Origin of the sequence: Pantoea sp. AN62, assembly GCF_050432985.1 — a bacterium.
Taxonomy (GTDB): Bacteria; Pseudomonadota; Gammaproteobacteria; order Enterobacterales; family Enterobacteriaceae; genus Pantoea; species Pantoea brenneri.
The window spans coordinates 358,273-384,777 of record NZ_JBNPYB010000001.1 but is presented as its reverse complement, the minus strand read 5'-3'; the positions used below and the strand labels follow the sequence as shown (position 1 = coordinate 384,777).

Annotated in this window: 18 protein-coding genes; 13 read left to right on the top strand and 5 right to left on the bottom strand. The window is 58.4% G+C overall.

Going from position 1 to position 26,505, the window contains the following annotated elements; genetic code table 11:
- Nucleotides 1–85: 85 nt before the first annotated feature.
- A complete protein-coding gene (locus FHW04_RS01835; protein ID WP_069728061.1) occupies nt 86–2,530 on the top strand; it encodes a DUF3772 domain-containing protein in 2,445 nt (814 codons plus the stop codon).
- Between the two features lie 121 nt (nt 2,531–2,651).
- Here the strand turns inward: FHW04_RS01835 and FHW04_RS01830 are convergent, their stop codons facing one another.
- The 3 genes from FHW04_RS01830 to dld form a co-directional block, all read right to left on the bottom strand.
- On the bottom strand, nt 2,652–5,303 hold the full coding sequence (locus tag FHW04_RS01830; protein WP_179420044.1) for a beta-N-acetylhexosaminidase: 2,652 nt from the start codon (nt 5,301–5,303) through the stop codon (nt 2,652–2,654).
- Nucleotides 5,304–5,354: 51 nt separating this feature from the next.
- Entirely contained in the window at nt 5,355–6,722 is a 1,368-nt protein-coding gene (chiP, locus tag FHW04_RS01825; protein ID WP_227021874.1) for a chitoporin ChiP, read from the bottom strand.
- Nucleotides 6,723–7,075: 353 nt separating this feature from the next.
- Nucleotides 7,076–8,779 (bottom strand): D-lactate dehydrogenase, encoded by a 1,704-nt coding sequence (dld, locus tag FHW04_RS01820; protein WP_089561121.1) that lies wholly within the window; start codon nt 8,777–8,779, stop codon nt 7,076–7,078.
- 156 nt (nt 8,780–8,935) lie between these two features.
- Here dld and bglX point away from each other — a divergent pair, with 156 nt between their 5' ends.
- The 5 genes from bglX (at nt 8,936) to idi (ending at nt 16,264) form a co-directional block, all read left to right on the top strand.
- Nucleotides 8,936–11,233, top strand: a complete 2,298-nt coding sequence (bglX, locus tag FHW04_RS01815) for a beta-glucosidase BglX (RefSeq protein WP_089561120.1) — start codon at nt 8,936–8,938, stop codon at nt 11,231–11,233.
- An 81-nt stretch (nt 11,234–11,314) separates the two neighbouring features.
- The gene (locus tag FHW04_RS01810) at nt 11,315–12,190 is read left to right on the top strand and encodes an oxygenase MpaB family protein (protein WP_031377407.1); all 876 of its coding nucleotides are present in this window, start codon (nt 11,315–11,317) and stop codon (nt 12,188–12,190) included.
- Between the two features lie 215 nt (nt 12,191–12,405).
- On the top strand, nt 12,406–13,515 hold the full coding sequence (locus FHW04_RS01805; RefSeq protein WP_046288438.1) for a suppressor of fused domain protein: 1,110 nt from the start codon (nt 12,406–12,408) through the stop codon (nt 13,513–13,515).
- 177 nt (nt 13,516–13,692) lie between these two features.
- On the top strand, nt 13,693–15,588 hold the full coding sequence (locus FHW04_RS01800; RefSeq protein ID WP_031377406.1) for a methyl-accepting chemotaxis protein: 1,896 nt from the start codon (nt 13,693–13,695) through the stop codon (nt 15,586–15,588).
- A gap of 148 nt (nt 15,589–15,736) precedes the next feature.
- The gene (idi, locus tag FHW04_RS01795; RefSeq protein ID WP_031377405.1) at nt 15,737–16,264 is read left to right on the top strand and encodes an isopentenyl-diphosphate Delta-isomerase; all 528 of its coding nucleotides are present in this window, start codon (nt 15,737–15,739) and stop codon (nt 16,262–16,264) included.
- Between the two features lie 197 nt (nt 16,265–16,461).
- On the opposite strand, the gene FHW04_RS01790 is transcribed toward idi, so the two are convergent.
- Nucleotides 16,462–17,937: an MFS transporter gene (locus FHW04_RS01790; RefSeq protein ID WP_089561119.1), complete on the bottom strand. Its 1,476-nt coding sequence runs from the start codon at nt 17,935–17,937 to the stop codon at nt 16,462–16,464.
- A 354-nt stretch (nt 17,938–18,291) separates the two neighbouring features.
- Between FHW04_RS01790 and osmF the strand changes: the two genes are divergently transcribed.
- From osmF to FHW04_RS01770, 4 genes are read left to right on the top strand one after another with little or no spacing between them, the layout of a single operon-like run.
- The gene (gene osmF / locus FHW04_RS01785; RefSeq protein ID WP_046288436.1) at nt 18,292–19,203 is read left to right on the top strand and encodes a glycine betaine ABC transporter substrate-binding protein OsmF; all 912 of its coding nucleotides are present in this window, start codon (nt 18,292–18,294) and stop codon (nt 19,201–19,203) included.
- A 3-nt stretch (nt 19,204–19,206) separates the two neighbouring features.
- Nucleotides 19,207–20,382 (top strand): ABC transporter permease, encoded by a 1,176-nt coding sequence (locus FHW04_RS01780; RefSeq protein WP_089561118.1) that lies wholly within the window; start codon nt 19,207–19,209, stop codon nt 20,380–20,382.
- On the top strand, nt 20,375–21,322 hold the full coding sequence (locus FHW04_RS01775; RefSeq protein WP_031377403.1) for an ABC transporter ATP-binding protein: 948 nt from the start codon (nt 20,375–20,377) through the stop codon (nt 21,320–21,322). Before FHW04_RS01780 ends, FHW04_RS01775 begins: the two co-directional genes overlap by 8 nt.
- Nucleotides 21,310–22,041: an ABC transporter permease gene (locus FHW04_RS01770; RefSeq protein ID WP_089561117.1), complete on the top strand. Its 732-nt coding sequence runs from the start codon at nt 21,310–21,312 to the stop codon at nt 22,039–22,041. Before FHW04_RS01775 ends, FHW04_RS01770 begins: the two co-directional genes overlap by 13 nt.
- Nucleotides 22,042–22,214: 173 nt before the next feature.
- Here the strand turns inward: FHW04_RS01770 and FHW04_RS01765 are convergent, their stop codons facing one another.
- A complete protein-coding gene (locus FHW04_RS01765) occupies nt 22,215–22,949 on the bottom strand; it encodes a MerR family transcriptional regulator (RefSeq protein ID WP_031377402.1) in 735 nt (244 codons plus the stop codon).
- 150 nt (nt 22,950–23,099) lie between these two features.
- Here FHW04_RS01765 and FHW04_RS01760 point away from each other — a divergent pair, with 150 nt between their 5' ends.
- From FHW04_RS01760 to dinG, 3 genes are all read left to right on the top strand, one after another.
- Nucleotides 23,100–23,663 (top strand): XRE family transcriptional regulator, encoded by a 564-nt coding sequence (locus FHW04_RS01760; RefSeq protein WP_031377401.1) that lies wholly within the window; start codon nt 23,100–23,102, stop codon nt 23,661–23,663.
- On the top strand, nt 23,660–24,178 hold the full coding sequence (locus FHW04_RS01755; RefSeq protein ID WP_089561116.1) for a GNAT family N-acetyltransferase: 519 nt from the start codon (nt 23,660–23,662) through the stop codon (nt 24,176–24,178). Before FHW04_RS01760 ends, FHW04_RS01755 begins: the two co-directional genes overlap by 4 nt.
- A gap of 140 nt (nt 24,179–24,318) precedes the next feature.
- Nucleotides 24,319–26,487, top strand: a complete 2,169-nt coding sequence (gene dinG / locus FHW04_RS01750; RefSeq protein ID WP_089561186.1) for an ATP-dependent DNA helicase DinG — start codon at nt 24,319–24,321, stop codon at nt 26,485–26,487.
- Nucleotides 26,488–26,505: the final 18 nt, after the last annotated feature.

Below are 26,505 nucleotides of genomic sequence, written 5' to 3'. Positions count from 1 at the left end.
TATAGTTTCATCGCTTGCAAAGCCCTACACTACGCGCGAATGGCGAGGGTAGATCGCCTGATTATGCTGCTGGAATCTCACTGATATGTTTAAGCTACGATCCCTTTTTGCGCTGTTAATGCTGGCTCTGGTGGCGTTTGCCCCGGCGTGGTCGCAGGCGGCGGATGATGCGGCGAGTGCCGCACAAGAACAAGATGCTCCACCAAAGCTCAACGCCGCGGTCGAACTGCCTAAGATGCAGAAGATCCTCGATAAAATCAAAAGCCAGATCTCGGGCGATACCGGCGAAAGCAAGCTGACACAGCTGAATGAAATGGCGCTGGAGCTGTCAGGTAACGCCGACACGCTGGGCCAGGCTCTGCTGCCCGATCGCCAGCAGCTTGATGCTCAACTGGCGGTGCTGGGACCGGCACCGAAGCCGGACAGCGGCATGAAAGAGACGCCGGAGGTAACGCGCAAGCGTAATGCGCTGGAAAATCAGAAGAGCAAGCTTGACGATCAGATCAAACAGGCAGAGGGCATCAAAAACGGTGCGCTGATGCTCTCATCGCAAATCGTTAACCTGCGTCGCGATCAGCTTAAGAGCCAGCTGGCGCTCAACTCGGGCAGCATCCTCGGACCGCGTTTCTGGGCACCGGTGCTTAGCAGCCAGGATCTGGACGGCGAGAAAATCAGCGAATTTCTGCAGGAGCTGCAGGATACTGCGGCGCTGTCGTGGGAGCCGGGCTGGCGTTTTGGCAGCGTGGCCTGGCTACTGGCAGCGCTGCTGGTGATGACGATTGGCCGCCGCTACAGCGAAGAGTTTCTTGCCTGGGTCAGCATTCATAAATTGCCGGAAGGGCGGTTGCGTCGCAGTTTCCTTGCGGCAGCGATTGCCATCACCACGCTGGTGGCGGTGGTCCTGACCTTCAACTTTATCGCGCTGGCATTTACCCGCCGTGATGACGTGTCAGATAACGTACAGGATTTTGTTGATCGTCTGGTTCAGCTTAGCGTGTTCTGCGGTTTAATTGCCGGACTGGGCCGCGCGTTTCTGTCTACCCGCCGGCCAAGCTGGCGCCTGCCGACTATCTCTAATGAAGTGGCGATGGCGCTGAAGCCTTTCCCACCGATCACTGCCGTACTGGTGTTTATCTTCCAGACGGTGGAGGCGTTTAACTACAGCGTCGGCACCAGCCTGAACACCACTATCTTCGCTAACGGCCTGACGGCGTTACTGATTGGCAGCACCGCGCTGGCGATCAGCATCCGCACCAACCGGGTTCGCCGCCGCATGACGCAGGCGGGCACGCCGCCGGAAGCGCGATCGACGCTGGTCGGGCTGATTCAGATGGGCCTGACCCTGACGGCGCTGGCGATTCTGCTGTCGCTGGTTATTGGCTACGTAACGCTGGCACGCTTCCTGAGTTATGAGGTGATCTGGTGCGGCCTGCTGTTTGGTTCGTTCTATTTCCTCAGCCATCTGCTGAGTGATGGCTGCGAAAGCCTGTTTTCGACCAGTAACTCCTCCGGACGACGCATCCAGAGCTCGCTGAACATCAACGAGCGCCATCTGCAACAAACCGCCACCCTGCTGACGGCCCTCGGTAAAACCGTGCTGGTGCTGTTTGTGGTGCTGGCGCTGCTGAACGGGACTTTCGCCTCTTCGACCCCGATTGAACTGCTGCAAAAAGCGATTGAGTTCTGGGGCGGTAAAGGGCTGGAGTCGCTGAATATTGTTCCGGCGCATATGGTCAATGCGCTGGTCTGCCTGGTGGTCGGCATCTATGTGCTGCGGTCGATTCGCCGCTGGCTGGACAATGATTTCCTGCCAAAAACCACCATGGATGTTGGCATGCGGGTGTCGCTGGTGACGTTGTTCAGCAACATTGGCTACGTGCTGATTATCCTGCTGACTCTGTCGATCATGGGGCTGCAGTGGAACAAACTGGCGTGGATTGTCAGTGCGCTGTCGGTCGGTATCGGTTTTGGTCTGCAGGAGATTGTGAAGAACTTTATCTCGGGGCTGATTCTGTTAACCGAGCGTCCGGTGAAAGTGGGCGATCTGGTGACCATCAGCGGTATTGAAGGCGATATCCGCCGGATTAACGTGCGCGCCACCGAGATCCAGCTAGGTGATAAATCCACCGTTATCGTGCCGAACTCGCAGTTCATCTCGCAGAACGTGCGTAACGCCACCATGGGTAATGCGCAGGGTGTGGTAACGATTACGCTCACCTTCCCGCTGGATATCGATCCTTCTAAAGTTCGCGATATCCTGCTGGAGGTCTATAACGAAAACGAACGCATTCTGGATACGCCAGAGCCGTCGGTGTCGTTTAAGGATCTGACCCAGCAGGGGATTGTGCTGAGCGTGACCGGCAACGTAGCCGGGCAGCGCCAGATCTCCGGGGCGAAGAGCGACCTGCTGTTTGATATTCTGACCCGCCTGCGTAAAGAGGGCATTATGCTCTCTACGCCGCAAACCATGATCATCGAGCGTCGCCCGCAGGCGGCAATAGCCTCCTCCGACGAGCAGCTGCTGTCATAAATATCAGGCCGACGCATGTCGGCCTTTTTTATCTCATGCCGAGCGGCCTTTCATCGCGGCGCACTGCTCCGGGTCTATACCGATCCGGCAGCAGGCTGACCGCTTCAACTACCACTGTGCCTTACAGCGTTTCAACCCGGCTGTGACGCTCGCCATCAGCACTCACCGAGCGGATCTGCACCGCACCGCTTACCGCCGGCGGTCGGATGGCATCATATCGCAGCCAGTGGCTGCCCTTATCGAGGCTGTACTCCAGCGTCACGCCCGGTAGCGCCACGTTCATCGTCAGCACGCCGTTGATAATTTTCGCACCAGGCTGCGGCAGGCGGTAGCCGATACCGGATTTATCCAGCTTCGCCAGCTCACGCTGTCCCAGCAGATTGGCGAAGCGTTGCCAGTCCTGCTGCAGTGCGTGCCGATCGACCAGACGGGTCTGGCCGCCGATAAATTCGCGTCCGGCCTGATAGTCCAGCTCCCAACTGGCGCGATGCCAGCTGCGTTCCGCCACGGCGAACAGGCGGGGATAAATCATATATTCCATCTGTGGGTCGGTGCGCACGGTTTCACTCCACAGCTGAGCCGAGATGCCATAGGCACCGCGCCACGGCTTATCCGATTTAGCCGTGAAATATTTACCGTCGCGATCGGTCGAGGTTTCGGCATTCTGCGGCAGGTTGTCCGGCGCGAAGGCAAATATTTTACGTTCATCGCTGAAGCGGGTGCCCCAGTAATAACCGCGCTCAAGTGGATTCACTTCGTACGGGAAATCCAGATAGAGGTAATCCGGGCTGGTGATCACCACATCGTAGCCTTTTTGCGCCCAGTCGCCGGCGCTGTCAAAACCGCCCCAGTAGAGGGTATCCCAGAAATTGACCGCCACCCGCGGCGTGGCGAAGGCGCGGGCGTTCTGCGCGTCCTTTAAACCATCCTGCCAGGCCTGCATGTTGCCAATACCGTGCCGGTTAACCGTCTTGCTTACCGCCAGCGCAAAATAGCTCGGCAGGTGGGTCAGGTCGGTGACTTTGCCACTTTTCACCAGCGCCTGACAGACCTGCGATTTCGCCCACGGCTGATCTTCCTGTTGCCAGTCACGCAGGCCAGTGCCGGGCTTAGGGTGCTGGCGATCGGAATAGCCGGCACCAAAACGGATATTTTTCGCCTCATCACCGCCGAACTGCCAGCGGGTTAACGGCTGTCCCGCCTGACGGTGCATCGCCTGCATCTCCCCGATCACTTTGTCGACAAAGCGCAGAGAGCTATCAATGCACGGGTTGAGGTAGCTGGTACGATCGTAGAACTGCACCGAGGTGGTATTGGAATCGTCGGTCGGATCGCGCAGGCGATATGCGCTGGCCTGTTCGGGTTGCCCGGCGCGCATCAGCCGCTGATAGCGCGCCTCCATGGCAATTACTGCCGCGCGGGCGTGGGCCGGCATATCGATCTCCGGCATCACGGTGATATGGCGGGCCGCGGCATGCTCCACAATCTCAATGTAGTCGGCGCGGCTGAAGTAACCGCTGCCGTTGTTGTCGCTAAACGGCCCGGAGCCGAGCTGCGGCAGCAGGCAGTGCTGCTCGCTGACATCATGGCAGCGCTGGCTGCCCACCCCGGTTAATTCCGGTAAGCCGGGGATTTCGATGCGCCAGCCCTCATCGTCGCTGAGATGAAAGTGGAAAACGTTCATCTTCCAGGCCGCCATCTGATCGAGCAACCGCAGCACCGCCTGCTTACTGTGGAAATTACGCGCCACATCAAGGAAGGCGGCGCGATAGGCAAAACGCGGCGTATCCCGCGCTTCCAGCGTGGCGATCTGCGCTGTGCCGTCGGCGGGTACCAGCGACAGAATCGACATCAGGCCATAAAAAGCGCCCGCGGCATCGTAGCCCACCACTCGGGCGCTGCGGCTGTTGATATTCAGCTGGTAGGCACCGGACTTCGCCAGTTTGCCACTGAAGTGGTCGGGTCGGATTTCGCTGGCGATCGCGTAGCCCGCTGCACTCTGTTTAACCCCCAGTCGTTCGAAGTGCTGGCTGACTACCTGGCGAGTGGCTGTGTTGAGCCCGTTAAGCGACAGCTTCACGCCGTCGCTGAGCGTGGCATCGTGCGGGTGAAGTTTGACCTCAAGCGGCGTCGGGCTGATCTGACCGCGCAACGCCGAGGCCGGCAGGGTGGCGATATCGCTATTTTTATCAAAACGACTGACCGGCTGCATCAGGATGTTCTGGTCGTCGGCGCTGCGTCGCCAGTTATCGCCGAAGGGCAGCACAAACTGACTCAGATCCTCACTGTCGGTGCTGGCAATAATTTTTGGCGTCGCTTCTCCGGCGGTCACATACCAGCGCGGCATCACATCGGTGATAAATAGCTGCCAGTACTCGTTAACGATTGGGATCGTCACCGATTCACCCGCGCCAATACCGGTGAACTTGTCGGTTGGCTCAAGGCGTGTCAGATCGCCAACAATGTGCGTCATCTTAAACTGGTCGTTATCTACCCGCAGCGTCTGGTGCACGTTGCTCATGGTGATTGCCCAGTTTTTGCTGGTCAGCGCCGGGCCATGATTGGTCAGGGTAATGGTGGCGCGGTTACAGGAAGACCAGTCGGCACCCAGTGCGGCGCAGTTTGTGCCATGCAGGGCAGCCAGATTATCGGTCACCTGATAAGTGACGCCGAACTGGCTGATTTGATTAACAATCTGCTGGTCGGACAGGCTGGCGTGACTGGCCAGAGCAACGCTCAGCAGGCTGAGCGCGAAAAAACGTGGGTTTACCATTTTCTTTATCCTTATGTCGGCAGAAGCGATAGCCGGGTCAGAGCCGCAAGGTCAGAACAGGGTGAAAGGCGCGATTACCATCAGCTTGATATCCTTCTCATCCTGAAAAATGTTGCCGTAGCCGCCGCTGTAACTGGGCAGATTGCTGTGATTGTCGTAGCGGGTGTAGTGCAGCTTAAACAGCGTATCTTTGGCGCGACCCTGCTGAATCTGGTAGATCAGATCGAGGTTCCAGGCTGATTCAGTCAGCCGCTGGCGCTGATCGAAGGCGGGTTGGCTGGAAGGCTTTGCATCCCAGCCCCAGACCCAGGAACCGCCCACTTTCCATCCCGCCAGCTGCCACGGCGTTAAATCGAGCAGGGCACCGGCAAAGATTGCTTTTTCACCGTTGGCGTTCCAGTCAGAGCGGGCATCCCACCAGATATCCAGGCGGCCATTGGAGCTGGCGTAGCCTGGGGTCATGCGCTGTAAGAAGAAGCCCTGATTGCCTTCTGCTTTGACCCAGCTGCCCTCGAGCCGCAAATCGACCGGGCCGACGGTATAGCCGAAGGTGATCGCCTGTAACCAGGCGAGGCCGTCATAAACATCACTGGCATTACTCGCGCCGCCATGTTGTTTATCCTGCGCGCCGTAAAATTGATAACTGGTTCGCAGATCGTTGCCAGTGAGTGGAATTGTCCACGACGCTTTAGCAAAATATTGATCGATATAGCCAGCTGACTGACCAAAAGCGCCTTCCAGCACCAGACTGTTTTTGAAATCATATTTAACGCCGAAAGCATGCAGGTAACGAATATCCGTTACGCCATCTGCCTGTCGGAAATGATATAAATCACGATACCAGGGGGCTTTATATTTATCGCTCCACAGATATGAAAACGATAATTCGCCCGCCTGGCCGAAATCATAAATTGCACCGGCTTCCGCGCCGCGATAGGTGCCGGGTAAAAAACTCCAGTGTGGCGCAACTAATGTCTGTCCGGCTGGCTGAATATAACCCGCCCGTAACCAGTAGTCCTGATATCGGGCTTTCAGCGCCGCTTTATACAGCGAGGCACCGCTGGTGTCGCCCTGCCACGCTTCATCCCAGCGATTACGTGCCCGGCTGAAGCCAATTTCATTCGGTGCGGCCGGGCCGCTGTGGGCCAGTTCGGCTGCACCGAACACGGCGAGATCGAGGCCCAGCCAGTCGGCGGCGTACCCTGACTGGAAGTCGAGATTAGCGTTAAGCGTAGTGTGGTGCAGGTTAGCCCGATATTCACCGTTGTGTTCACTGTTTGGGTCGATCTCTTTTCGATCACGCTGACGTTGCCAGTAAAAAAGATTACCGCCCAGTGAAGAATCGTCAATAAAACCAGCCGCCTTAACCGGGTGAAGCCATAAGGCGGATCCGGTACTGGCTAGAATAACCAATTGCATTAAAACTAACGCGTAATTAAATTTTCGCATTGCGATTCCTTGCTGAATAGAGCGCCAGGGTGCGGGATGTCATAAATAAGTGCTGGAGCCAATCTATTTTTCGCGACGCGAATTATCAATCGGGCGATCGATCTTTTGTGAGAGATTGTGCAGAAAGAAATAATACGAAAATAAAGCAATTGCGACTTAATACTGATAATTAATTTTTATCGCTGTGAATGTTTTTTTAGCTAATAAAGATTGTTAATAAAGGTGCGGTGCAGAGGCGAAATGTATTTAAGCCAAAACAGACCATTAAAAAAGCCTGCTCAGCGTGGCAGGCCTGGGTCGCAGATGTGCTAGCGGGTGACAGCTTAAGGCTGTCTGACCGCCCAGCCTTTCAGTTTACTGGTTTTGCCGATGCCCGGATTGAAGCTGTTGGTGGGATCGAGTTGCCGGTAAAACGCCGCCAGTTGGGGTTTGGCCTGATAGAGGTGTCCGACGTTGTGCTCAGCCGGATATTCCGCACCGCGCGCCTGTAAAATCTCCAGCATCTGCGCCTTCAGCGCATGCGCGTCGACCCCTTTCCGGACGATGTAATCCTGATGGAACACGTGACAGAAGAAGTGGCCGTAGTAGAGACGATGGCTGAGCGAGGCTTCTATCGCCTCAGGCAGGGTTTCGAACCAGTCCGGATCGTTGCGGCGTAATGCGATATCCAGCGCCAGAATATCTTCTACTTCATCCGCGTGCACCGCGTGATAACGAACTGCCGCGCCCGCCGCGGCAAAGCGATGCAGAAAGGCGTGAGCCCCTTCTTTGCCTTCACACTCAAAGTATTCGCCGCCGCCTTCGCGGAAGTAATCGCGTAAATAGTTGCGGGCTTCCGCAACGCCATCGCCCGACATCTTCAGCATCAGATAGTGTTCATACTTGTCGCGATACTGCTTCATGCGTTTCGGCAGATGGGCCGGGAACAATCGGCTCAGACGCTGCAGCAGCCGGTCGCTGAAGTGCGGTTTAATAAACGACAGTTTGCTCAGCCAGGCGTCAACGCGGCCTTTCAGGGTGAAAAACAGCGGCATCTTGTCGGTGCCCAGCTTGTCGATCATCAGGAAGGTGTCTTTGCCGTAGACCTCAGCGATGTCATAGATGTCGCGGTGCATATATTCGCCCGCCACCGGCAGGTTGCTGAAGTGCGCCAGCATGTGGCGACGGATATCGCTCAGCACGCTCGGATCGTTGGTACCGATATAAAATACCTGCTGCTGAGGCTCGGTGGCAAAGGTGTCGAGACGCACGGCGAACACCGCCAGCTTCCCGGCACAGCCCGATGCCTCAAACAGGCGGCGGGCATCAGCGTTATAGCGGGCTGGCGTATCGGCATCGACTTCACGCACCCGGCTGGCGTAATCGTGATCGGAGGCGTGGCGACCGTCATGATGGACATCGGTTTGCTGCCAGCGATCGTCATCCAGCCGGCCGAGGATCTCTTCCGGCGACTGGCCTAAATCGATGCCAAGGTGGTTAACCAGCCGCAGTTTTCCCTGCGCATCAATCTGCGCGTATAGCGCCATTTCGCTGTAGGCCGGGCCGCGTTTGATCAACGATCCGCCGGAGTTATTACAAATCCCGCCCAGCACCGAGGCGCCAATGCACGACGATCCAATGACCGAATGCGGCTCGCGTCCCAGCGGCTTAAGCACTTTCTCCAGCTGATAGAGCGTGCTGCCCGGGAACGCCAGCACTTGCTTACCGTCATCGATTAACTGCAGCTTATCCAGCCGCAGGGTGCTGATGATCACCAGCGGGCGATCGTAATCATCGCCGTGCGGGGTAGAGCCTTCCGTCAGGCCGGTATTGGCCGCCTGCATTAGAATAATGGCATCGGCATTCACCAGCGTCTGCAGCACCCGCCACAGCTCCAGCAGGGTGGCAGGGAACACCACCGCCAGCGCGTCGCCTTCGCCGGAGCGAAAGCCTTTACGATAGCGGGCGGTCTGTTCAGGTTCGGTGAGCAGGTGAGCGGGGCCGACCAGGCGGCGTAGGTCAGAAAGCAGGGCAGAGGTCTGTTTCATGGGCAATTCCCTTGTCTTATCAGTGCGTCATTACTGTAGCACGTCAACTCACTGCAACGCAGTGTGACACCGGCAGGCTACCTGCTATTCTCTTCTTGTGGCACACTGCCGCCTGTTTATTCGATATTGCGCAGTTACTTAAGAGAACCCACCCTGATGAAATGGATTTACTCTGTTAGTCTCGCTGTCTCCCTCGCGATGCAACCGGCATTGGCTGAGACAATGCCAGGTAACCACCCGATGACCGAACAGGCGCGGGATGCGTTCGTCAACGATCTGCTGACCAAAATGACGCTGGATGAGAAAATCGGCCAGCTGCGTTTAATCAGCGTCGGGCCTGATAATCCAAAAGAAGTCATCCGTGAGATGATCAAGAAAAGTCAGGTTGGCGCGATTTTCAATACCGTTACCCGTCAGGATATCCGCGCGATGCAGGATCAGGCGATGCAGCTCAGCCGGCTGAAAATTCCGCTGTTCTTCGCCTACGATGTGGTTCACGGGCAGCGCACTATTTTTCCGATCCCGCTCGGCCTGGCCGCCAGCTGGGATCTTGATGCGGTAAAAGAGGTGGGACGGGTTTCCGCCTATGAAGCCGCCGACGACGGCCTGAACATGACCTGGGCGCCGATGGTGGACGTCAGCCGGGAACCGCGCTGGGGCCGTGGCTCAGAAGGCTTTGGTGAAGATACCTACCTGACCGGCGAAATGGGCCGCAGCATGGTGCAGTCGATGCAGGGCAAAAGCGCGGCTGACCGCTATAACATCATGACCAGCGTTAAACACTTCGCGCTGTATGGCGCAGTGGAAGGCGGACGCGATTACAACACAGTCGACATGAGTCCGCAGCGGATGTTCCAGGATTATCTGCCGCCCTATAAAGCCTCGCTGGATGCGGGCAGCGGCGGCGTGATGGTGGCGCTGAATTCAATCAATGGAGTACCGGCCACGGCGGATAGCTGGCTGCTGAAAGATTTGCTGCGCGATAAGTGGAAATTCATAGGCATCACCATCAGCGATCACGGTGCCATTAAAGAACTGATTAAGCATGGTGTTGCCAGCGATCCACAGGATGCGGTGCGTATTGCGCTGAAGTCGGGCGTCGATATGAGCATGAGCGACGAATATTACAGCAAATATCTGCCCGATCTGGTGAAGAGCGGCGCGGTCAGCATGGCGGAGATCGACGATGCGGCGCGTCACGTCCTCAACGTCAAATATGACATGGGGCTGTTTAACGATCCGTACAGCCATCTGGGGCCGAAAGAGAGCGATCCGCAGGATACCAACGCCGAAAGTCGCCTGCATCGGGCCGAAGCGCGCGATGTCGCACGCAAAAGTATGGTGCTGCTGAAAAACCGGCTGGAGACCTTGCCGCTGAAGAAGTCGGGCACCATTGCCCTGATTGGCCCGCTGGCGGACAGTCAGCGCGATATCATGGGCAGCTGGTCGGCGGCCGGCGTAGCGAAGCAGTCCATTTCGCTGCTGCAGGGAATGCGCAATGCCACAGCCGGCAAAGCGACGCTGCTGTATGAAAAAGGTGCCAACATCACCGATAGCAAAGGCATTCAGGATTTCCTCAACCTGTATGAGCAGGCGGTGTCGGTCGATCCGCGTTCGCCGCAGCAGCTGATTGATGATGCGGTGGCCAAAGCGAAGCAGGCAGATGTGGTGGTTGCGGCGGTCGGTGAAGCGCAGGGCATGGCGCATGAAGCCTCCAGCCGCAGCGACCTGGTGATCCCGGCCAGTCAGCAGAAGCTGTTAGCCGCGTTGAAGGCTACCGGCAAACCGCTGGTGATTGTGCTGATGAATGGCCGTCCGCTGGCGCTGGTGAATGAAGACCGGATGGCCGATGCGATGCTGGAAACCTGGTTCAGCGGCACCGAAGGCGGCAATGCTATCGCTGACGTGCTGTTCGGAGATTACAATCCGTCGGGCAAGCTGCCGGTCTCCTTCCCGCGTTCAGTCGGTCAGATTCCGATCTACTACAACCATCTGCCGACCGGCCGTCCGTATAACCCGGAGAAGCCGAACAAATACACCTCGCACTATTACGATGCGGCTAACGGCCCACTCTATCCATTTGGCTATGGCCTGAGCTATACCACTTTCACCGTGTCGCCGGTAAAAATATCCTCACCGACCATGCCGCGTAACGGCAGCATTGAAGCCAGCGTCACGGTGACCAACAGCGGCAAGCGCGACGGTGCAACGGTGGTGCAGCTGTATCTGAACGATCCGGTTGCCTCCATCAGCCGGCCGGTTCAGGAGCTGCGCGGCTTTAAGCGCATCATGCTGAAAGCGGGCGAGTCGCAGACCGTGACCTTTAAGATTGATGTCGATGCGCTGAAGTTCTGGAACCAGCAGATGCAGCAGGTGGCAGAACCGGGTAAATTCAATGTGATGATCGGGCTGGATTCCGTTCGTACCCAGCACGCACAGTTCGACTATTTATAACCGTCCCTCTTTGCTTCCTGAGGGAGATGCGGCGCGCCAGACGTTACGGCGCGCCGCATTCTTTCTGTTATCAGAGCCATCATGATTAATCTGCGTGACCGCATCCAGCAACAGGTGTTTCGTCTTAACGGCCTGTCGCTGAATGAATTCGACATTTCTCAGCCGCCTGGCGATCCCGGTCTGTTTGGCCCGGACAGCATCATCTGGCAGGTACACGGTGATTTTACCTCAATGATGTGCGGCGGCATCAGTGCGCTGCTGCTACAGATGCTGCACCCGGCTGCGCTGGCTGGCGTCTGGGATCACTCTAACTTTCGTCAGGATATGATGGGTCGCCTGCGGCGCACCAGCCAGTTCATTGCGGTCACTACCTTTGGTAACACCCAGGATGCACATACGCTGATTGAGCGGGTGAAGCGTATTCACCTTAAAGTCAGCGGCGTCGACAGCGCTGGCAAACCTTATGCCGCCAGCGATCCACATCTGCTGACCTGGGTACACGTGGCGGAAACCAGCCGTTTTCTGGCTGCCCATCTGCGCTATAAAAATCCGCGCCTCAGTCGCGCCGATCAGGATCGCTATTATCAGGAAGCCGCGCTGATCGCCGAAGCGCTGGGAGCGGAACGGGTACCCAAAAGTGTCGTCGATGTTGCGGATTACCTGCAACAGATGCGTTCGGAGCTGCGTTTTGATCAGCGCACGGCGGAAGTGACGCGCCTGCTGATGAACGCGCCCGCCCCAAGCTGGCAGGCCAGACCGGTAATGAAAGTGATGCTGAAGTCAGGCTTTGGCCTGATGCCGGACTGGGCGCAGGCGATGTCGGGTCGTGAAATCGGCCGCTGGCAGCAGGCGGTGATCGATCAGCAGATCGCGGCGATTGCCGTCGGTTTACGCTGGTCGATTCAGCGCGGTGCCTGGTATCGGGCGATGGTCAGGATGGGCCGCCATCCGGTCTGATGACCGCCCGATTCGCGCCGGTGCGCTTTCATTTTCAGTCGGCTAAACGCAGCGTATCCGCCTCTGCGGCCGCCCCCCTCCCGCCCGAATCTGACTCCGCCATACTCGACTCGATGACGCACTTTGAGACTATTACCCTTGTCTCAGATGGCGGCAGTCACGATCCTGCTCTATTCTCGGGGAAAATGGATTCCTCCAGGCTTTGTCGAGGCACTATGACGTACAAATCCCTGATTGCTGAAGTCCACAATCAGCAACGCACCCTGACCGCGATTGTTGAGCAGGATGCGCGCACCGCCTATTTTTACATCTGGCCGACCGATCTGTTTCGCAGCCAGTACGCGGTGCGCGGCTGTTGGTTACGTAATCTGCTGCCGGCACCGGCACAGGAAGATCGTGAAGCGATGGAGCAGGGCATAGCGCCGCTGCTCAGCGCCGAATATTGCCGTAATCTGGAAGCCGAGCCGGAACTCGATCCGGCTGGCCTGCAGGTGCTGTGGGAGCCGAGTGATGATGGCGCGGCCTTGTGGTATTACGGCCAGTTGCTGGCGGTGATCCCAGGCTGGAGTCTTTATCAGGATAAGCAGGTCAGCTTCTCTGCCGGCTGCATCAAAAAAAACCGACTGACGGCGCCGCTCGGATCGGCTTCCACCAATGATTATTACGCCCGCGCCGAGCAGCAGCGTCAGTTCTGGCGTGAATGGCACGACGGCAGTGAGTGGGATAAGGTGCAGCAGGATTTAATGGCCTGTTATCAGGCCCGCTTTGGCGAGTCGGTGAAATATTACGCCATCGATCAGGGCAGCTGGCCACCGATGGCGATTTCCCAGCACTGGCACCAGGGCGTCTGGTACTTCCTGACGCTCGGCATGAGCATCCGGCCGATGCCGCAGGTCGATTATCTGTTTGATGAGCTGGCGCCGCAGTATCGCCGTATCGAACTGGGCATGGCGGTTGACGGTGAAGTAATGACTGAAGGCAATGCGGTGCAGATGGCCAGCGCGCTGGCGGAGTTTGTGCATCTGCCGTGGGCGCGCCTCACCTGGCTGGGGGAAGGGCACACTCTGGCGTCAGAAGTGGCACCGGTCGGCTTTGACAGCTTTTTACTGGCGGGTGAACTGGCCAGCGAGAGCGCGCAGTTCAAACTGCCGAAGCGCGACGGCGATCGACCCACGCTGCTGTGGACTACCCCGATTACCGAGGCGGAACGCCAGTTCGCCCAGGCTGATGAGCACGGCGGACAACAGCTGCGCGAGCGGCTGACGGCAGACGGCAATAACCATATCTTCCGGCCGCGTCAGCAGGTGGTGGATTCGCCGGAGTAGTGCCCGACCCGGTCGCTTCCGGCCGCCTGGCGACGACACGTCGCCAGGCGTAATACTAAATTCTCAGGCTAATCAGCCATTTTTCAAATCTGTGATCCTGCTCATCTCAAGTTCCGCTGGGCCGCGCCGTTAACCCGGATAAGGCAATCGCGCCACACCAGGTCCAGGGGAACAAAGATGTTAAAAACAACACAGTCCCGCTTCACTGCAACACTCATCGCTTTCTTCGTTGCACTCCTGTTGATCACCGTCTGGGTGATTAACCAGTTTGTCGCTCCACAGTTGATTGACAGCGAAAGCCGTCTGGTTCGCTATCAGGTTGATTCCCTGGCGTCCGGCATCGTTGAACAGATGAACCGGGTTCAGGCGCAGCAGCGCGCTATCACCGAGGCCGCGTCTGTGATGGATAGCGCCACCATCGACACCTTACTGCCGACGCTGGTGAACCAATATCAGGACAGTAACGTGTTTGGCGGCGGCATCTGGCCACTGCCGAATCGTCGCGATCCGGCAAAAGAGAAAAACAGCAGCTTCTTTGCCCGCAACGCCAGCAACGAACTGCAGGTCAACACCTACTGGAACTCCGATGCGGCTGACAAATACTGGGAGCAGTCCTGGTACAAAGATGGCATGGCAGCAGAGAAAGGGCAGTGCGCCTGGGCCAAAGCTTACCAGGATGCAGCCAGTCCGCAGCCGCGCACCAACTGCGCCATGGCGATCTATCGCGACGGGACCGTCTGGGGCGTTGCGACCATTGACGTCACGCTCGGCTTCTTTAACCAGCTGGCAAAACAGATGGGCGAGGCGATTCACGGTAACGTGCTGATCGTAGAAGCCGACGGCAAAGTGGTCGGTAACGGTGCGCTGGTGAACGCGGCACCGAAACTGGAAAACCTGGCCGACGTGCCGTTGCCGATGGCCGCGCCGCTGAAATCGCTGCTGAGTGGCATCGGTAATCAGCCGCTGGAGACCACCTTTGACAGCAACGACGGTGAGCAGACGCTGTTAGTGCAGGCGATCCCGGGCAGCCCGTGGTATCTCGCCAGTAGCCTGCCGACCAGCCTGCTGAAAGCGCAGTCTCACAATATGCTGACCCGTCTGGGCCTGGTGCAGATCCCGCTGGCGGTGATCCTGCTGCTGGTGCTGCTCGGTTTTGTGCGTGCCATGATGAAACGCCTCAGCGTGCTCAACAGCAATATCGAAGCCCTGTCGACCGGCGGTGCGGATCTGACTCAACGTCTGCCGGCCAGCAACAGCCCGGAATTTAACGCGGTGGCGCAAAGCTTCAACCAGTTTATCAGCTACCTGCAGGGGCTGATGCAGCAGGTCGGCGACAGCGCGCTGGCGATTACCGCTGCCTCGCGTGAGATTGCCAGCGGCAACGCCAACCTCTCGTCACGTACTGAAGATCAGGCCAGTTCGATTGTCGAAACTGCGGCCTCGATGGAGCAGCTGACCGGCACGGTGCGCCAGAATGCTGACAACGCCACGCACGCTAACCAGCTGGCCGGCGATGCGTCACAGGTGGCGGCGCGCGGGACGGAAGTGGTACGTCAGGTAGTGACCACCATGGGCGAGATCCATCACTCCTCGCGTAAAGTGGTCGATATCATCAGCGTGATCGACAGCATCGCCTTCCAGACCAATATCCTGGCGCTTAACGCCGCGGTGGAAGCGGCGCGGGCCGGTGAGCAAGGGCGCGGGTTTGCCGTGGTGGCGTCGGAAGTGCGTAACCTGGCACAGCGCTCGGCTAACTCAGCGCGTGAGATCAAAAAATTGATCGAAGAGTCGGTGTCGAACATTGATGCCGGTAGCGCGCTGGTGGAACAGGCGGGACAAACCATGGATGAGCTTATGCAGGGCGTCAGCAGCGTCACCACACTGATGAGCGAAATCATGTCGGCCAGCCGCGAACAGAGCATGGGGATTGAGCAGGTTAACGTCGCGATCACCCAGCTTGACGGCACCACTCAGCAGAACGCCGTGCTGGTGGAGCAGGTATCGGCTGCGGCACAGGCGATGGAAGTGCAAAGCACCCAGCTGGAACGGGTGGTGCAGAGCTTCAGATTGTAATCCCTCCTCAGGCCAGCCTTGCTGGCCTGATTTTCTTCCCGCCTCATCCGCCTATCCCAGACTGGCTGCTGTTAAAAATTCCGCGTTGTGACCGCCCAAACTGGCAATCTTGTGCCAGAATAGTTGGGAATAATCTCAAGGAAACGCCATGTCTGCTATTGAAGTTATCCTCGTTGACCACCTCGATCGTCCCACCGGCAAAATGGAAAAGCTGGAAGTGCATGAAAAAGGATTACTGCACCGCGCGGTGACGGTCTACGTCTTCAATTCCCGGCAGGAGCTGCTGTTACAGCGGCGCGCCAGCGATAAATATCACTGTGGTGGTTTGTGGAGTAACACCTGCTGCGGTCATCCTTATCCCCATGAATCAACCCAGGATGCCGCTGAACGGCGTCTGCGCGAAGAGATGGGAATGGAGGTCAGCCTGACGCCGATGTTTGAGCTGAGCTACAACCTGCCGCTGAGTAATGGCCTGACCGAACACGAATATGGTCACGTCTTCTTTGCGGTTTGTGATCGCCTGCCACAGCTTAATCCGCAGGAGGCTGACGCTTTTGATTACCGTTCACTGGCGACCATTGAACAACAGATGCGCCAGCAGCCGCAGCAGTTCACGCCGTGGTTTTTGCATACTTTTCCGCGCATTCCGGCCCATCTCGACGCGTTTCCGGCATAAAAAAACCGCACGCTAAGGTGCGGTTCGGGTCGTCGATAACGCGATGGCTCAGGCAGCATACCTCCTTCGCAAAATCGCTGTTTCAGGCAGGCTCAGCACGGGCCATGCACGGCTCGCGCTGCTTTGCTAGCGACGTACGCTCCCCTCGCTTTATCTTCCGCAGCCGTTATCGCTACATCCTGAGAAGCTATTCAGGATCAACGCGGCAGCTCAAAATCCTCGGCATCCACATCATAACCTGACGGTTCCCAGCGGATTGCCAGTAAGGCCAGCAGGCCCGCCAGCGGGGCCAGAAAAATGACCCAGAACACCCCGGTCCCCAGCGCCGCGACCAGCACCGGAAACAGGAACAGCGACAGGGTCGAACTGCCACGCATCAGCGTCTGGTTAAAGCCAACCCCCACGCCACGCAGCGAGGTCGGATAGCTGAGTGAGGCAAAAGTCATGGTATGCGAGCCGGGACCGAAGCCCTGACCAAACAGGAACAGCGCCAGCATACCAATCGCCAGGGCCGCTTCCTGACCGCCGTCCGGGCGTCCAATCAGCGCCAGCCCGAGCAGTGCCACGCACTGACAGGCATAACCGGCCACCGACATCTTCCATGCTCCGAGACGCGGCACCAGCCGTACCGCCAGAACGCCGCCGACAAACGCAAACAGCAGATTCAGCGCCAGCGACACCAGAATGGTGGTCAGCATCGACTGGGCAAAGAAGCTGGAGATAATCACCGGCAGGCCAAACGCCACGGCGTTATAGGCAAACGAGGAGGCGATGGAGGTGATGGTCGCCAGCACGGTGCGGCGTCGATAGACACCCTGCAACAGCGCGCCGTAGTTACGCCAGCTGGCTGGTCGCGCCGGTCGGGCGGGCGTCAGCGCCGCATCCGGTGCCACCTGGGCGTTGATATTCCATGCGCTGCGTAAGATTGAGGCGGCCGCCTGCAGATCGCCCTGATTAGCGGCCCACACCGGCGACTCGCTCATGTAACGACTGCGAATGGCGATGATGATGATGGCCGGTACCGCGCCAAAGCCAAGGATCAGCCGCCAGAGCCAGTCGGTATGGCTTTCCGGCAACACCGCGTAGAGCAGCAGCACCAGCAGATACGAGATGCTGATCGCTGCGTACCAGGTCGGGCACCACATCGCCACGCTGGCCGCTTTATTGCCTTTACCGCGCAGCTTCGAAAACTCTGCCAGGAAGGCCATCGCCACCGGCAGATCGATGCCGACGCCGAGCCCCATCACGAAACGCGCTCCGCCTAACACATATTCGTTTGGCGCAAACGCACAGGCGATTGCCGCCACCACGAAAAAAAACATATCGGCCATGAAAACCCGATAACGGCCAATTTTATCGGTCAGGTATCCGCCGATCAGCGCGCCGATGATCGCCCCGAAGGTGATGGTCGAGGCGATCATCCCGGTGCCGGTCGGGGTCAGATTAAATTCGCGCGCCACGTCTTTGATACCAAACGCCAGCGCGCCGAGATCGTAGGCGTCGAGAAATACCCCACCGAGCGCGATAGCGACCACAATGCGCGCGTTATTACGGGCGCTGTCGCCGCTGTTCACCAGGCGGGAGACATCCGCCGCGCTGCGGATCCACTGCGTTTCGCCGCTCGGCGCACTCCCTGTTGTGGCCACATGGGCTGAAGAGATCAGGTCGGTCATGATGTTGTGAGTCTTTTATTATAAAAACAGGCCATCGAGAATAGCCGTTTAGACGCCCAGACGTAAATTCAATTGAGTTATGAATAATAAGTTTTTAGTCTCAAATCGTTATTAATTTGCGATAAAGTCATCTACGAGCCGGCACAGCCAGGCTACGCTTTTAAGGCAGATAACCAAACCGCTCTGCGTCAGGCGACGGCATTCATTGCGGCGCTGCCGCTGCACCGGATCACCGGATCAGCGCTGGGCACCGCGATGCGCGAACCTGAATCACCGGGGTGACAAGAATCGATAACAACAGATCAAAACAACAGGTCATAACAACAGGCAATAACACGCGATAAGGAACAGGTCATGGTCAAAGTTCGGGGTTGGATTGGAATGAGCGCGTTGCTGCTCAGTCTGGGCATCGCACACGCTGCCGATCCGGTGCGGGTCGGTTCAAAAATTGATACTGAAGGTTCACTGCTGGGTAACGTGATTTTGCAGGTGCTGGAGAAGCATGGCGTCAAAACCGTCAATAAAATTCAGTTGGGTACCACTCAGGTGGTGCGCGGCGCTATCACCGCCGGGGAACTGGATATCTACCCGGAATATACCGGCAACGGCGCTTTTTTCTTTAATGACGAAAAAGACAGTGCCTGGAAAAATGCCCGTCAGGGCTACGAAAAAGTCAAAAAACTGGATGCCGACAAAAATCACCTGGTGTGGCTGACGCCTGCGCCAGCCAACAACACCTGGACCATTGCGGTGCGTAAAGATCTGGCAGAGAAAAATCAGCTGACCTCGCTGGCCGACCTCAGTGCCTGGCTGAAAAAGGGCGGCACTTTCAAGCTGGCGGCCTCGGCAGAATTTATCGAACGCAGTGATGCGCTGCCGGCCTTTGAAAAAGCCTACGGTTTCGATCTTAAGCAGGATCAGCTGCTGTCGCTGGCCGGCGGTGATACTGCCGTTACCATCAGCGCGGCGGCGCAGCAAACTTCAGGCGTTAATGCGGCGATGGCCTACGGCACCGACGGCCCGGTGGCGGCGCTGGGATTACAGACGCTGACCGATCCAAAAGGCGTGCAGCCAATCTACGCCCCGACGCCGGTGATCCGTGAATCGGTGCTGAAAGCCTATCCGCAGATTGGCGACTGGCTGAAACCGGTATTCAGCGCGCTGGACGAGAAAACGCTGCAGCAGCTGAACGCCAGAATTGCGGTGGACGGCCAGGACGCCAGCAGCGTGGCGAAAGAGTGGCTGCAACAGCAGAAGCTGCTGTAACTGATGCAGATATCGCGGGAAGCGATACGACGTCCCGGTCAGCAGCCGGTCGCACTGCTGCTGCTGGCACTGCTGAGCCTGGCGCTGGTGGCGCTGCCTGTTCTGACCTTCGCGCCGAACCGACTGGTGGCAGGCGCGCCGCTGATGGGCTGGCAGATCAGCCAGTCGGCAGTAGTGCTGCCGCCGCTGGCGGTATTATGGCTGCTGCTGTGGTGTCCGCCGTCGCGCGTCAGCCTCAGCCTGGCGCTGTTGTCGGCCGAACTGCTGCTGGCGGCGATGATCTGGCTGAGCGGCAATCAGGCGACGCTGCTTAGCCAGCACGGTAGCCGACTGGCTCGCACCAGCTTTGCCAGCGGCCTGTGGTGCAGCGGGGCGCTGCTGCTGTTGCTGATCACCGACACGGTGCGGCAACTGACCCGTCACCGGCTGGCACAGCTGCTGCTTAACCTGCAGGTGTGGCTGCTGCCGCTGTTGCTGCTGTTCAGCGGCCAGCTTAACGATCTCTCCCTGCTGAAAGAATATGCCAATCGCCAGGCGGTATTTGACGCCGCGCTGGTGCGCCATCTGACGTTGCTGGCCGGCACCGTGCTGCCAGCGCTGATCATCGCGCTGCCGCTGGGCATTCTGCTGTTCCGACAGCCACGCTGGCAGAGCGGGGTATTTGGCGTATTGAATGTGATTCAGACAGTGCCTTCGGTGGCGCTGTTTGGCCTGCTGATTGCGCCGCTGGCGGGCCTGGCACAGCGTTTTCCGTGGCTGGGTGCCTGGGGTATCAGTGGCATCGGCATGGCTCCGGCGCTGATTGCGCTGGTGCTTTACGCCTTACTGCCGCTGGTGCGCAGCGTGGTGGTCGGTCTGCAACAGGTGCCGCAGGAGGTGCGTGAAAGCGCGCGCGGCGTCGGGATGAGCGGCCGGCAACAGTTTTTCGCGGTTGATGTGCCGCTGGCCTTACCGGTATGGCTGGCGGGTCTGCGGGTGGTGGTGGTACAAACTCTGGGCATGGCAGTGGTCGCGGCGCTGATTGGTGCCGGCGGCTTTGGCGCGATTATTTTCCAGGGCCTGCTGAGCAGCGCGCTGGATCTGGTGCTGCTCGGAGTGATTCCGGTGATTGCGCTGGCGGTCACCGTAGATGCGCTGTTCCGCCTGCTGATCTCACTGCTGGAGAAAAAAGATGATTGAATTTAACGGCGTCTCGCGCGCTTTTAACGGCAAAGCGGCGGTCAGCGATCTCTCATTGACGGTGGCGGAAGGGGAGTTCTGCGTGCTGCTGGGCACCTCCGGTTCCGGTAAGTCGACCACCCTGAAGATGATTAACCGGCTGGTTGAGTTCGACAGCGGCGAGATCCGTTTCGCCGGCGAGTCGATTCGTCAGCTTGATGCCCGCGCGCTGCGGCGGCGGATGGGCTATGCCATTCAGTCGATCGGCCTGTTTCCTCACTGGACGGTAGAAAAAAATATCGCCACGGTGCCGGCGCTGCTCGGCTGGTCAAAACCGCAGGTCACGCAGCGGATAGAGGCGCTGCTGACGCTGCTCAACCTCGATGCGCAGCTGCTGAACCGTTATCCGCATCAGCTTTCCGGCGGACAGCAGCAGCGGGTTGGCGTGGCGCGTGCGCTGGCGGCCGATCCGGAGGTGTTGCTGATGGATGAACCGTTTGGCGCGCTCGACCCGGTGACCCGTGGCGCGCTGCAACAGGAGATGCTGCGTATTCACCGGCTGTCGGGACGCACCATTGTGCTGGTAACCCATGACATCGATGAGGCGCTGACGCTGGCCGACCGCATCGTGCTGATGGATAATGGCGGGATCGTCCAGCAGGGAAAACCGGTTGAGCTGCTGACCCAGCCGAAAAATGAGTTTGTACGTGATTTCTTTGGCCGCAGCGAAATGGGCGTGCGCCTGCTGTCGCTTGGACAGGTCGGCAACGCCGTGCGGCGCGGTGAATGGCTGGCGGGCGAACCGATTGCCGCCGGGCTGACGCTACGCGAAGCGCTGTCGCAGTTTATTACCCGGCGAACCGACAAACTGCCGGTGATTGATGAACAGCAGCAGCCGCTGGGCGTGCTCTATTTTCACGATTTGCTGACGCTGCGTGAGGAGACCGCATGCGCCGGCTGACCGATCCGCTGCTCTGGCTGGTGCTGCTGTATGGCGCGCTGCTGACGCTGATGCCCTACAGCGGGCCGCTGTTCCATCGCTGGTTTCCCGAGCTGGCGCGGCCGCTTTATCAGCAGGAGACCTTCTGGCAACTGACGCTGGCGCACCTGTTTCTGGTCGTCACCGCCAGCCTGCTGGCAATGGTTATCGGCGTCGGCAGCGGGGTGATAGTGACCCGGCGCGCCGGTCGGGCGTTCCGGCCGCTGATGGAAACGCTGGTGGCGGCCGGACAAACCATTCCGCCGGTGGCGGTATTAGCGATTGCGGTGCCGGTGATGGGATTTGGTGCCTGGCCTGCCGTGGTGGCGCTGCTGCTCTACGGTTTGCTGCCGATCTTGCAGGGCACGCTGGCCGGTCTCGACAGCGTACCCGCCAGCAGCCGGGAGATTGCCGAAGGGGTCGGGATGAGTGCATGGCAGCGTCTGTGGCAGATTGAGCTGGCGCTGGCCGCCCCGGTGATTATCGCCGGGATCCGCACCTCGGTGATCATCAACATTGGCACCGCCGCTATCGCCTCAACGGTCGGGGCAAAAAGCCTCGGTTCACCGGTGATCATCGGCTTAAGCGGGTTTAACACGGCGTATGTGATTCAGGGGGCGTTACTGGTGGCGCTGCTGGCGATTGTCAGCGATCGCCTGTTCGAGCGCCTGCAACGCTGGCTTAGCGTGAGTGAACGATGAGTGAATAACCGACCAGCATCAGACCGCTGGTACCGCCAGCCGCCATTATGAAAAACAGCGTAGCGAAGAATGTTTTTTTCCAGTTCATGGGAAAACCTGAGCGCGTGAATATGAGGCGGGAATGATAGCGCGCGCAAGGCAGCAGGCAAAGTGCCCAGCGTGCGTTTTTGTCATCAGGGTGTTTCGTGCAACCGCACGGCGTAACCCTGTTCCTGCCAGTGTGACAGTTGATCCTGCTGACGACGGGTCAGTTTTTTACCGGTAAATACAAACATATTCATGCCGGGAAACAGTTCCGGACGCGGCACGTCGAGCGGCTCAGCCAGCACATCGATGCGCCAGCCATGTTGCGACAGACGCCAGCCTTCCAGCCAGATACGGGTACGATCCTCAATGCCCCAGCCGATAATCAGCGCGTCTTTGCCCGCTTTTTTGCGGCTGCCGGTCAGGCAGAACGCCACATAATCAATCAGCAGGCCATCCAGCAGGCTGCACATGGTGCGGGCGGTATTCTGGTCGAGGCTGAGCTTCTGGCGCACCGGCATAAAGACGTGATCGATCAATGCGTCGATCGGATGTTCACGACCGATGGCCGCGATCTTGTTACGCAGCTTGGAGGGTCTGACGTGGCGTAACACGCTGATGAGTTCATCCTGCAGGGTGGTCCAGCCGTCGTGCGCATCAACATCACCGCCTTCCAGCAGCGCTTTGACTTTACCTACCGGCACGCCGCTTTCAATCCAGCGCATGATCTCTTCAATGCGCTGAACATCTTCTTCATCAAACTGACGATGCCCACCTTCGGTACGCTGCGGCTTCAGTAAGCCATAACGTCTTTGCCAGGCGCGCAAGGTCACTGGGTTTATGCCACAGCGCTCGGCGACGTCACCGATACTGTATAGGGTCATAAATTCCTCTTTAGACTGATCTGAGTGGAATTACCATAACGAAGCAAGCTAAGTTGTACAATACATTTTTTAGTGTACAACTTGACCGCTGCGCCTTTTCTCAGCTATATCTCATATAAGAGAAATTATTCCCAATTATGAGAGGATGCTATGCCGGACCTGAATACAGAACAGCGCCTGGCTGCGCGGCTGGCGGAATTACGCTTGCAACGCGGCTGGTCGCTGGATGAGCTTTCAATCGCAACGGGTATCAGCCGTGCGTCATTATCACGTATTGAGCGCAGCGAGACCAGCCCTACCGCCGCACTGCTTAATCGTCTGTGCGTGGCGTACGGATTAACCATGTCGCGCCTGCTGAGTGAGGTGGAGGAAGATGCAAAGCTGCTGATCCCGTATGACCAGCAGCCGGTATGGAGTGATGAGGCCAGTGGCTTTCACCGCCGAAATGTGTCACCGCCTGTTACTCATTTTAGATGCGAATTGGTGGAGGGCAAATTACGCCCCGGCGCGCGTATCGATTACGACGCGCCGCCGATTCACGGTATGGAACAGCATATCTGGCTGCGTGAAGGCGGCCTGACCGTCAGCATGGCAGCTCAACGCTGGAGCTTACGTCCCGGCGACTGTTTACGCTTTCATCTGACGGGAAAATCGGCCTTTGAAGCGCACCTGACCGAGGGCGCGCACTATTTACTGGTGGTGGCAAAACCATGATTAATTATCAGATGCTCAGTGCCAGCGAGGCACAGCAGGCGTTACCCGAACTGTGTGAGGTGTTGCAGGCCTGCGTAGCAGACGGGGCCAGCGTCGGATTTATTGATGCCGCCGACCACCAGGCGATTGACCGTTTCTGGCAGGATCGCATTTACAGCCTGGCGAGTGGCGATGCCGAATTGTGGGTGGCGCGTCAGCACGGCAGCGTGGTGGCGACGGTGATGATCAACAGCAGCTCAATGCCCAACGGCCGCCATCGGGCGGAGATCACTAAACTGCTGGTGCATCCGCAGGCGCGCCGCCAGGGCATTGCCCGCCAGCTGATGCTGCAGGCGGAACAGCAGGCGCGACTGCAGGGTAAAATGCTGCTGGTGCTGGACACGCGCAGCGGTGATGTCGCCAGCGATCTCTATCGCTCGCTCGACTGGCAGGTCGCCGGCTCTATTCCGTTCTACGCCGAATCCACCACCGGTGAGCTGGATGCCACGACCTATATGTTTAAACTGCTGGGCTAGCCGGTCCCGGCTGCCGCCAGCCCCGGGCGGCATCCGTGGCCGCTTGTGGAACCGCAGACGAAAAAATTGTCCTGAAAGCTGACGCCGCCAGCATACTGTGTAAAAATACAGGCAATTTTTACGGTGTGGTAACAAACAAAATGGCCCTGACAGCAGCAGTAAAAAGCCAGATAGCGCAGTGGTATAAAGCGCTGCAGCAGCAGGTGCCCGATTTTATCCCGCGCGCCGCCCAGCGGCAGATGATTGCTGAAGTGGCAAAATGCCTGGCGGGCGATGATGCGCGCCATCTGGCGGTCGAAGCGCCAACCGGCGTCGGCAAAACCCTCTCTTATCTGATCCCCGGCATCGCGACCAGCCGCGCCCAGGAAAAACGTCTGGTGATCAGCACCGCGAACGTGGCGTTGCAGGATCAAATCTTCACCAAAGATCTGCCGCTGCTGAAGAAAATCATCCCCGATCTCACCTTTACCGCCGCCTTTGGTCGCGGGCGCTACGTCTGTCCGCGCAACCTGGCGGCGCTGGCGGCTGATGACGATCAGCAGGGCGATCTGCTGCTCTATCTGGATGATGACGCCATCAGCAGCACCAAAGAGGAGCAGACGCAGTGCGGCCGGTTGCAGAAAGCGCTGGATCGCTATCAGTGGGACGGACTACGCGATCACAGCGAGGAAAACGTCAGCGATAGCCTGTGGCAGCGGCTCTCAACCGATAAAGCCAGCTGCCTCGGCGCCCACTGTCGCTGGTATCGTGAATGCCCGTTTTTCGTGGCGCGGCGTGAAATAGAGCAGGTCGATGTGGTGGTGGCCAACCATGCGCTGGTGATGGCGGCGATGGAGAATGAGTCGGTATTGCCGCCGGCTAAAAACCTGATGCTGGTGCTGGATGAAGGCCATCATCTGCCGGAAGTGGCGCGCGATGCGCTGGAGATGAGCGCTGATATCACCCCAGGCTGGAGCAGCCTGCAGCTGGATCTGTTTATCAAGCTGGTGGACAGCATCATGACCCAGATGCGGCCTAAATCCCCGCCGCCGCTGGCCAATCCGGAGCGGCTGAAAGCACACTGCGAGGAGCTGCGCGAGCTGCTGACCATTACCAGCCAGGCGCTCAATCCCCTGTTGCCACCGCACAATCAGCCGGGCGAATACCGCTTTGTGCTCGGGGCGTTACCGCAGGAGCTGCTGGACCTTTGCGCCCGGCTGTTCAAACTCAGCGACGCGCTGCGTGGCCTGAGCGAAGGCCTGATCAATGCCCTGAGCGAGCAGACCGGCAAAGTTGATGTGGTGCGCTTGCACCGCAATCTGCTGCAGCTGAACCGCCAGTTCGGCTGGTTTGAATCGGTCAGTAAGCTGTGGCGACTGGCGGCGATGGAAAAAGCTTCCGGCGCGCCGGTGTCGAAATGGATCACCCGCGAACTGCGCGAAGGTCAGGCGCACCTGCTGTTCCACTGCGCCGGGATTCGCGTCAGCGATCAGCTGGAAAAGATGCTGTGGCGTAAAATTCCGCATGTGGTGGTCACCTCCGCCACGCTGCGCTCGCTTAACAGTTTTAACCGCCTGCAGGAGATGTCCGGTCTCAACGAGAAAGCCGGTGACCGCTTTGTGGCGCTCGATTCCCCGTTCAACCATGTTGAGCAGGGCAAGCTGGTGATCCCGCAAATGCGCTATGAACCCCTGATGACCCACGAAGCGGAGCACATCGCCGAGATGGCGGGCTTCTTCCGGCAGCAGATGAAGCTGAAGCAGCACAAAGGGGTGCTGGTGCTGTTCGCCAGTAACCGGGCGATGCAGCAGTTTGTCGCCTGCCTGCCCGATTTACGACTGTCGATGCTGGTGCAGGGCGATCAGCCGCGCAGCCGACTGGTCGATCTGCATCGTCAGCGGGTGAGCAAAGGCGAAACCAGCATTCTGATTGGCCTGCAATCGTTCGCTGAAGGGCTGGATTTAAAAGGCGATCTGCTGAGTCAGGTGCATATTCATAAAATTGCTTTTCCGCCGGTAGACAGTCCGGTAATTTTGACCGAAGGCGAATGGCTGAAGAGCCTGAAGCGTTATCCGTTTGAGGTGCAGAGTTTACCCAGCGCCTCGTTTACCCTGATTCAACAGGTCGGACGCCTGATTCGCAGCCATCAGTGTTACGGTGAAATCGTGATATACGATCGCCGTCTGCTGAGCAAAGCGTACGGTAGCCGACTGCTGGCGGCGTTGCCGATCTTCCCGATTGAGCAACCCGATACCCCTGAGCCGGACGCCATACCGGCCGCCCCGGTGGCCACACGTACCGTGCGTAAACGACGTCCGACGCGGCGCTAAGCCGTCGCGCACTTAACC

Bases quoted from the DNA above. Each gene is read 5' to 3' on its own strand.
- chiP (WP_227021874.1), bottom strand. From the start codon at position 6,722: ATGCAATTGGTTATTCTAGCCAGTACCGGATCCGCCTTATGGCTTCAC.
- FHW04_RS01755 (WP_089561116.1), top strand. From the start codon at position 23,660: ATGATTAATTATCAGATGCTCAGTGCCAGCGAGGCACAGCAGGCGTTA.
- FHW04_RS01810 (WP_031377407.1), top strand. From the start codon at position 11,315: ATGATTAATCTGCGTGACCGCATCCAGCAACAGGTGTTTCGTCTTAAC.
- osmF (WP_046288436.1), top strand. From the start codon at position 18,292: ATGGTCAAAGTTCGGGGTTGGATTGGAATGAGCGCGTTGCTGCTCAGT.
- FHW04_RS01770 (WP_089561117.1), top strand. From the start codon at position 21,310: ATGCGCCGGCTGACCGATCCGCTGCTCTGGCTGGTGCTGCTGTATGGC.
- dinG (WP_089561186.1), top strand. From the start codon at position 24,319: ATGGCCCTGACAGCAGCAGTAAAAAGCCAGATAGCGCAGTGGTATAAA.
- FHW04_RS01780 (WP_089561118.1), top strand. From the start codon at position 19,207: ATGCAGATATCGCGGGAAGCGATACGACGTCCCGGTCAGCAGCCGGTC.
- FHW04_RS01800 (WP_031377406.1), top strand. From the start codon at position 13,693: ATGTTAAAAACAACACAGTCCCGCTTCACTGCAACACTCATCGCTTTC.
- idi (WP_031377405.1), top strand. From the start codon at position 15,737: ATGTCTGCTATTGAAGTTATCCTCGTTGACCACCTCGATCGTCCCACC.
- dld (WP_089561121.1), bottom strand. From the start codon at position 8,779: ATGAAACAGACCTCTGCCCTGCTTTCTGACCTACGCCGCCTGGTCGGC.
- FHW04_RS01775 (WP_031377403.1), top strand. From the start codon at position 20,375: ATGATTGAATTTAACGGCGTCTCGCGCGCTTTTAACGGCAAAGCGGCG.
- FHW04_RS01765 (WP_031377402.1), bottom strand. From the start codon at position 22,949: ATGACCCTATACAGTATCGGTGACGTCGCCGAGCGCTGTGGCATAAAC.
- FHW04_RS01790 (WP_089561119.1), bottom strand. From the start codon at position 17,937: ATGACCGACCTGATCTCTTCAGCCCATGTGGCCACAACAGGGAGTGCG.
- FHW04_RS01835 (WP_069728061.1), top strand. From the start codon at position 86: ATGTTTAAGCTACGATCCCTTTTTGCGCTGTTAATGCTGGCTCTGGTG.
- FHW04_RS01760 (WP_031377401.1), top strand. From the start codon at position 23,100: ATGCCGGACCTGAATACAGAACAGCGCCTGGCTGCGCGGCTGGCGGAA.
- bglX (WP_089561120.1), top strand. From the start codon at position 8,936: ATGAAATGGATTTACTCTGTTAGTCTCGCTGTCTCCCTCGCGATGCAA.
- FHW04_RS01830 (WP_179420044.1), bottom strand. From the start codon at position 5,303: ATGGTAAACCCACGTTTTTTCGCGCTCAGCCTGCTGAGCGTTGCTCTG.
- FHW04_RS01805 (WP_046288438.1), top strand. From the start codon at position 12,406: ATGACGTACAAATCCCTGATTGCTGAAGTCCACAATCAGCAACGCACC.